This is a genomic window from Chamaesiphon sp. OTE_8_metabat_110 (genome assembly GCF_031382685.1).
Lineage (GTDB): Bacteria > Cyanobacteriota > Cyanobacteriia > Cyanobacteriales > Chamaesiphonaceae > Chamaesiphon.
On record NZ_JANMZA010000408.1, the window covers coordinates 1 to 7,589 of the forward strand.

Annotated in this window: 9 protein-coding genes and 1 pseudogene; 1 reads left to right on the plus strand and 9 read right to left on the minus strand. The window is 45.5% G+C overall.

Annotation, left to right across the window (positions count from 1 at the left end):
- Positions 1-103: 103 nt before the first annotated feature.
- From pstB to RMO52_RS14965, 8 genes are all read right to left on the minus strand, one after another.
- Complete coding sequence (gene pstB / locus RMO52_RS14930; protein ID WP_309738813.1) at positions 104-907, minus strand: phosphate ABC transporter ATP-binding protein PstB; 804 nt, start codon at positions 905-907, stop codon at positions 104-106.
- A gap of 51 nt (positions 908-958) precedes the next feature.
- Positions 959-1,822, minus strand: a complete 864-nt coding sequence (gene pstA, locus RMO52_RS14935; RefSeq protein WP_310415648.1) for a phosphate ABC transporter permease PstA — start codon at positions 1,820-1,822, stop codon at positions 959-961.
- Between the two features lies 1 nt (position 1,823).
- Positions 1,824-2,807: a phosphate ABC transporter permease subunit PstC gene (gene pstC, locus RMO52_RS14940; protein ID WP_310415651.1), complete on the minus strand. Its 984-nt coding sequence runs from the start codon at positions 2,805-2,807 to the stop codon at positions 1,824-1,826.
- Between the two features lie 13 nt (positions 2,808-2,820).
- Positions 2,821-3,846 carry a phosphate ABC transporter substrate-binding protein PstS gene (gene pstS, locus RMO52_RS14945; protein ID WP_310415654.1) on the minus strand — a complete coding sequence of 342 codons (1,026 nt, stop codon included), beginning with the start codon at positions 3,844-3,846 and terminating at the stop codon, positions 2,821-2,823.
- Between the two features lie 233 nt (positions 3,847-4,079).
- The gene (locus RMO52_RS14950; protein ID WP_309742135.1) at positions 4,080-5,555 is read right to left on the minus strand and encodes an alpha-amylase; all 1,476 of its coding nucleotides are present in this window, start codon (positions 5,553-5,555) and stop codon (positions 4,080-4,082) included.
- Positions 5,556-5,593: 38 nt separating this feature from the next.
- Positions 5,594-5,956: a DUF1818 family protein gene (locus RMO52_RS14955; protein ID WP_309742136.1), complete on the minus strand. Its 363-nt coding sequence runs from the start codon at positions 5,954-5,956 to the stop codon at positions 5,594-5,596.
- Between the two features lie 45 nt (positions 5,957-6,001).
- Positions 6,002-6,238, minus strand: a complete 237-nt coding sequence (locus tag RMO52_RS14960; protein WP_295613184.1) for a DNA-directed RNA polymerase subunit omega — start codon at positions 6,236-6,238, stop codon at positions 6,002-6,004.
- Between the two features lie 178 nt (positions 6,239-6,416).
- Entirely contained in the window at positions 6,417-7,226 is an 810-nt protein-coding gene (locus RMO52_RS14965) for a HEAT repeat domain-containing protein (protein WP_310415657.1), read from the minus strand.
- Between the two features lie 12 nt (positions 7,227-7,238).
- On the opposite strand from RMO52_RS14965, the gene RMO52_RS14970 reads away from it, so the two are divergent.
- Complete coding sequence (locus RMO52_RS14970; protein ID WP_310415660.1) at positions 7,239-7,433, plus strand: hypothetical protein; 195 nt, start codon at positions 7,239-7,241, stop codon at positions 7,431-7,433.
- An 11-nt stretch (positions 7,434-7,444) separates the two neighbouring features.
- Here the strand turns inward: RMO52_RS14970 and RMO52_RS14975 are convergent.
- Positions 7,445-7,589 (minus strand): annotated as a pseudogene (locus tag RMO52_RS14975) (phycocyanin subunit alpha); the annotation flags it as partial.

Consider the following 7,589-nt stretch of genomic DNA (forward strand, 5'->3'; position numbering starts at 1 on the left):
CCCAACCACTGACCTAATAACATACGCAACTCCAACCGAGCCTCAAACAGCTAAGACTTTCTCTTATCTTAACCCTCGATCGCGCATACTACATACGTCTAAGTTAACCAAAGCGCCCGGAAACGTAATCATTAGTCCGGCTATCGACTGGGAATGAGAAAATTTGCTTGGTTTCACCAAATTCGACCATTCGCCCGATCCGACTTTCATCGGTGCTAAAGAAGGCGGTATAATCAGAAATCCGTGCGGCTTGCTGCATGTTGTGAGTGACGATCGCGATCGTCAGATCGTTACGCAAACTGTGCATCAGATCTTCAATTTTCATCGTGGCGATCGGATCTAGTGCCGAACAAGGTTCGTCCATTAATAACACCTTGGGTTTGACAGCTAGCGCACGCGCGATACACAATCTTTGCTGTTGTCCGCCAGATAAGCCTAATGCCGATTTGTGCAGTTTATCTTTAACTTCATTCCACAGCGCGGCATCTTGCAAAGCAGATTCAACAATGTTGTCGAGTTCTGCTCTTTGAACTTTTTCACCACCAATCTCGACCCCATAAGAAACGTTCTTGTAAATACTCATTGGGAACGGATTTGGTTTTTGAAAGACCATCCCCACCTGTCTTCTGAGTTGATTGAGGTTCACTTGAGGGTGATAAATATCTTGCCCGTACAAGTTAACTTCTCCCTCAGTTTTGACTTTACCTTCGAGTTCGCCAATTCGATTGAGTGCTTTGATAAAAGTAGATTTACCACAACCTGAAGGTCCGATAATCGCAGTCACATGATTTTGAAAAATGCTCATGTTGACACTTTCTAGCGCTCTAACGGAGCCATAAAAAAAACTGAGATTGTTAATTTGAATAGCAGTCTCTAGTTCTTGACTAGAGTGATGAATTTCACGCATGATTGTTTATATAAAAATTAATAAATAGGTCAATGCTAACTACTGGACAAATTATCTTCTTTTACTCGTCAGTAATCGAGCGGGTAAGTTAATCACTAAAACTACACCAAGTAAAAATAAAGATGCCGTCCAAACTAGCTGATTTTTAACTGGATCTGGGTCGTTATATAAATTAAAAATTAATATCGGTAGTGAAGCCGTTGGGCTAAAAAGATTATCTGCCCAATCTTGAGCAAAGAGCGCAGTGAATAGTAATGGGGCTGTCTCCCCAATCCCACGAGCAACTGCTAGCAATACGCCAGTAGTTATCGCTGGCAAAGCATTTGGTAAAACAATCCGGGTAATGGTTTGAAACTTGCTGCCACCCAATCCAGATGAAGCCATCCGAAAATTATTCGGGACTAGCTTAAGTACTTCTTCGGTTGTTAGGGCAATAATTGGTAGCATGAGAATGCCTAAGCTTACACCACCCGCGATCGCACTGTAGCTAAAATCAAACAACTTTTTACTAACTAATACAACAGCGCTGTATGTAAAAATCCCTACCACGATCGACGGTACTCCCGTCAGTACGGTGGTTAAAAATTTAACAGTGCGATTGATTTTACTCGTTGGCTCGTATTCTGCGAGATAGATACCAGTAGCAATTCCGATGGGAATACTCAACATAGAGCCGATCGTGACCATCGTCAATGTACCGACCACGGCGTTGGCAAACCCATCATCGATAATTGGCTTGGTAAACATGACAACTGTCAGACCGGGCAAGCCTTTGGAGATGATATTCCATAAGACTGAGATCAGCGGCAACATGCCGACGATCGTTAATCCAATGGCTAAGGCGGTCATCCCACGATCGACTAAATTCCGCAGTGGGGATATAGGAGTAGTTATCTTAGCAGCTACTTGTTTCATATTATGATTTTTCTTGGCGCTCTACTAATCGAACTAAAGCGAGCGCACCGATATTTACCAGCAGCGTAATTGTAAACAAGATCAGCACTAGATAAGTAAGTGCGCCAATGTGGACTTCTTCTTGTGCTTCTGCGAATGTATTGGCTAAGATCGCCGGAATCGAGTAAGCAGGAGAAAATACCGAAGGACTAATGTTTTCGGCATTACCAATTACCATTGTTACCGCCATCGTTTCACCGAGTGCGCGCCCCAACGCTAACATCACCCCACCAACGATTCCTGAAAAAGCCTTTGGTAGCACTACGCGAAAGATCGTTTCCCAACGAGTAGCGCCTAAAGCCATTGAGCCAGTTCTCAGATAACCGGGCACTACCAATAACACTTCCCGACTTACCGCAGCGAGGGTCGGTAAAATCATAATGCCGAGCAATATTCCGGCTGTCAACAGTCCAGAGCCTGATGGCTCTGTACTAAATAGAGGTACCACGGTGCCAAATTTAGCGAACAGGAACTGTTGTACAGGCAGAATTAGGGGTATAAATGTGTAGAATCCCCACAATCCAAAAATAACGCTAGGTATTGCTGCGAGTAACTCGATGGTGAAGGCGATAATCGATCGCAACCAATGGGGTAATAATTCCTCACTGGTAACAATCGCTACCGCCAAGCCTACCGGGATGGCAAACAGCAAGGAAATCAAGCCGCTACCAAGCGTGCCATAAATCAGTGGTAAAGCACCAAACTGTAAATCTGGTACATTCCATTCCCGACTCACCAAAAATCCGAGTCCAAACTGTTTCAGAGCAGGCATAGCTTGCTCCGTAATAACCCAGCCCATCAATAACAGGATGGCAACCGAAACCCCGCTAGCTGCATACATTAGATAGCGAAATAATCGATCGGCTCGATCGATTTTGGGGTGAAGATCGCGCCTACCTAAGTTACTTTCGGTAGGCGTAGATATAGACAAATTGTGAGGAGGCATGATTTGATTTAGGTTATTTCACGCCAGTTTCAACAGCTTCGATCGCCCGCTGGGCAACACCGCTAGGAATCGAAGTGAAGTTGAGATCGTCATTAAACTGCTGACCGCTGGTGAGCATCCACTTGACCATTGTTTTAATTGCAGCAGCCTTAGCAGGACTTTTTTGAGCTTTGGGAATTAACAACCAAGTCAAGCCTACAATCGGATAACCTTGCTTGGAATTGACATCAAATGCCCGGAAGTTTGCTGGAAACTGGACATCAGCTAGAGCTAGATTGGCAGATTTTAGGTTTGGAGCTACATATTGTTTGCTACCATTTTGGACTGATGCAGAGCTGAGTCCGTTTTTGAGTGCGAATTCATATTCCACAAAACCAATCCCCCCGGGAGTTTGCTTGATCAAACTTGCTACACCAGGATTACCTTTACCTTTCAAGAAGCCAGATGACCATTTTGGCTCTTTACTGGCTCCAACTGCGGATTTGAATTCTGGGCTAACCGCACTCATGTGATTGGTGAAAATGAAGGCAGTACCGCTACCATCAGCTCTGACAATAGGTTTAATTGCACTGCTAGGTAATGTAGCACTCTTGTTATCTTTGACGATTTGAGGATCGTTCCAGGTAGTAATTTTACCTGTAAAAATGCCACTCAAAACTGCATTAGAAAGCTTGAGACCCTTAACACCAGGTAGGTTATAAGCAACAGATACCGCACCACCAGCCGTCGGGATTAATAACACGCCACCTTTGACTTTTGCCATTTCTGCATCGGTCATCGCTGCATCACTAGCACCGAAATCTACTGTTCCAGAGATCGTCTGCTTGACGCCACCACCACTACCGATACTTTGATAGTTAACCTTTATATCTGGGTGAGATTTGCGCATTTCCCGGATATATCTCTCATATAGAGGCTGGGGGAAAGTTGCACCAGCACCGCTGAGGGTTACTTGAGCTAGTGCTGCTAATTGAGTACCCAAAACGACTACCGATACTGTGGCGATAGTAGTGAGCCGACCAAAATTATTGAATAACATGAAGTGTAGTTGTCAAGTTTGCTGAGGACACATTGCTGTCAAAATCATAAATCTTAGCAATATTTATCACTGATATTGCTAACTTTTTGACGTCAGAAGCATCTTAGCGCAACCCTACCACCATATTGATTATAGTTAGGTTAACAATTGGTTAATCTTTCTTTAATACTTGATTAAGCAAAACCCGATCTGCTGGAAGTTGAGTCTCTATGTCCAGATGTGCAAAGCTTTAGCTAGGCTGGTACCCAGACAGATACAGATCCACCATTGCAGCAAAACTCGCCCCAGCCATCGGCATTAGTGGTAATTGCCGTAGTAATATGTTGGGTTAGATCGACATAGGTGGTACTAGGCTTCCCCACATCCATCCATTTTGTCCCGGCGTCACCATTACCCATGATTACCGCCATACTGTGGGGATGTGCTGGATCGCCCAGCCGCGTCCAGCCTACCGTATTGGGATGGTCGAAATAGTCGTGCTGGATACCATAAGCATAGTCGCGGCGAGCCTGGAGGAGTAGATCGAGTATTTTTTGATGGGATGGTAATACAATGTCATAGTCATGGCCATCTCTACCTTTGTCGCGATAACTCGCACCATAATAATCGCCATAAAATACGCAGGGATAACCAGCTTCGCGCAGTAAAATTAGGGCATAAGCAAGGGGCTTAAACCAAGCTTCAACTACCGATTCTAACGATTGCAGCGGTTGTGAATCGTGATTTTCGACGAAGGTAACTGCGAGTGTGGGTTGATGCTGAACTAGCGATCCATCGAATATTTGCCGCAGATCGTAGCCCTGTCCGCGCACGCCAGCATTATAAAAATTGTTGTGTAGTGGCGCATCAACTAGATGAATCTTTCCTTCGGTTTCAGCTATAAAATAGTTGAGTGCATCGAGTTCATAAGACCAATATTCACCAACTGTAAATAGATCTTTTTTGGTGTAGCTATTCAGGTTTTTTAGCCAGTCATAAAAAAACTTAGGTTCGATATGTTTGACAGCATCCAGCCGTAAACCATCGATTTTAGTGGTATCGAGATACCACTCGCCCCAGTATTTTAGCTCGCCCAATACTTCAGGACTATCCATATCCAGATCGCAACCCATCAGATAATCAAAGTTGCCTTTTTCAATATCGACATTGCGATCGAATGTCTTATCTTTAATTAGATAAACAGCTTTTTGCTGCTGATTATGCACGTTGTAATCGATCGCATCAAAATGCCACCAATGCCATTCCATCGTGGAATATTTACCCTGGCGTCCGGGAAAGGTAAAATGCGTCCAGCCTTCAATTTGTTGTAAGGAATCGATCGGTTGAAAGCGATGATTAGGATCGAGGGGAGTCGCTGCAAATTCTTCCACCGCATCGGCACCTAGACGGTGATTTAAGACGATATCGCCATAGATTTGGATGCCTACCTTATGAGCGGACTCGATCGCTTGTAGATACTCATCCTTGGTGCCATATTTAGTCGGTATCGAGCCTTTTTGGTCGAACTCGCCCAGATCGAATAAATCGTAGACAGCATAACCGACATCATTACTACCATTACTGCCTTTATAGGCAGGCGGCAACCATAGAGCCGTAAACCCCGCTTTCGCTAGCTCTTGGGCATTCAGCGATAATTGATTCCAGAGGCTACCTTTAGCTGGTAAATACCAATGGAAGTATTGCATCATCACCCCATTAATTTCTGACACAATTCAGATCCTAACTGTAGGTTACTGAAGCATTCATATCAGAAAAACTTTACACTGTCAATTGCTATAATCAACTCCGCCACCGCATCCGCCGCCCAATTGCCCTCGCAACTGCGCCCACTATTCAAAATCAGCCGCAAGCTATACCGATCTGGTGCGCCTGCTACCTGCATCCAGACTAGTTCGCTCTCAACTTCACAAGCGATACTTTCTTCATCCATTAATTCTGCGGCGATCGATCGGACATTAGCTACCAATTGCCCAAGCAACCGACAAAAATCCGCTAGCTCCTCAGCCGTCAGTTCAAATGCCCAATCATCGCCACCTACCAATCCCTGATATTTACCTGCGGGATTCCAACCAATTCGCCACCCAGTACCAGATTTGAGAATTTTCTGCATAGGTAATTAAGTGAGGCAATTCGTCAATTGCCTCTACTCATCGATCTAGTCGCCCAGAATTTCTGGTTGAGTTAGCTCGTCGGACATTTCGATAATCGCCCGCATCACGGGTTTGATTGTCGGATCGTCGATATTATCCGATTCGTAGCGATGGCGTTTTTTTGCTCGATTGGCTACTTGAACGGTAATTTTGTAACGGTTAGAAGCTGCACCGATTAGTTCTTCGGCTCGATAAGCGATCTGGATCGAGTCAAAGTGGGCTTGTGCGCGACGCTGAATCATAATTACTCCTAATACAGTAGCAGTCCTATTCTAGTGTACCCGATGGATCGATCGGGTGGATGGTAAAAGGTAAAGGGTAAAGGGTAAAGGGTAAGAGGTTATGGGTGAAAAGCGCGCGTCGCTAAAGCCCAAAGCCTAAAGCCCAAAGCCTAAACCAAAGCCTGACTTTCGCAGGAAATTAATCGCCTCTGACAATCGCGGCGGCTACCGCTCGGAACTTATATGGGTCGCCTTCGGGATGGGGTTGCTCTTGACGTTTGCGAGCGTAGAGCTTGGCTAGAGTGGCTTGCCAGTCAATGGCAATCTCTGGTAGCATCGGTTGTTGAGTCAATATATCGTTAATAGCGGATTGAATCTCTTTTTGTGCTAACCAAATGCGAGCGATGACGGCGAGATTGTCGTCGGTATCTACCAATCGATCGAAATGTGCCAAGATTTGCCGGACGACCTCTGGAGCAGCGATAATACTAGCGATCGCGAGTTCTTGCAATCCAGTAATTGCGGCATATCTGACTACCCACTCATGGTCTTGCGAGACAGTTATAAGTACTTCGATAACTCGCGTCTGTGCTGATGCAAGCTGTTCGCTCGGCAACTCATCCCAATGAATCGTCCCCAAGCCGCGAGCCGCCGCTCGTCTGACGCTCAATGCGAAGTCATTGCTAGCGGCATCCAGTAATAGCTCCAATCCTTGCGGGTCGCCAATACCAGCTAATGCTCTGAGTCCCCACGCTCTAGCTCCATAATTATAACCATCCAATAACTCCAGCAACGGTTTTACCGCTGGTTTACCGATCGCGATCAGCCCTTCTACCGCTGCTACTGCTGCCCCAGGATTGTTGTAACCCAATACGGTGATGAGATTTGGAATCGCTGCTGCTAAGCGTGCCCGCGCTAAATTTTCGACAGCTTCGACCATCTTAGCCGCTGAATCTGCCTCGGCGATCGCACTAAGTAAGATTTTGAGTGAGTCAGGATCTGTCATCATTGTTTTGTTTGTATGGGTAGCAGTCAAAACCCAACATCGAGCCAGTGGGCGGATCGATCGTTCTTCGCGAGTGCGGCTGAGTCCAAAACTTTCCTCACTCTCTCAATTTTACCGCGACAACTCACCAAAAAATTGCCAAAAAAATACCCCGAAGTTATTTACCATTGCCAACGACATCGCTCGGCAGTTGCAGATAACTTCGGGTGATGGAGACGAGACTAGCTCAAGGAGTTAATCGCATAATCCAAGTAAGAATTAGCCTCGACAGCCGCATCACCAGACAAACCGTGGTTGGACTTGATGTACTTGAGCGCTTCGATGTACCAGCTTGGCGACAAGTCAAAAGTCTTGTTGATTTCCGCC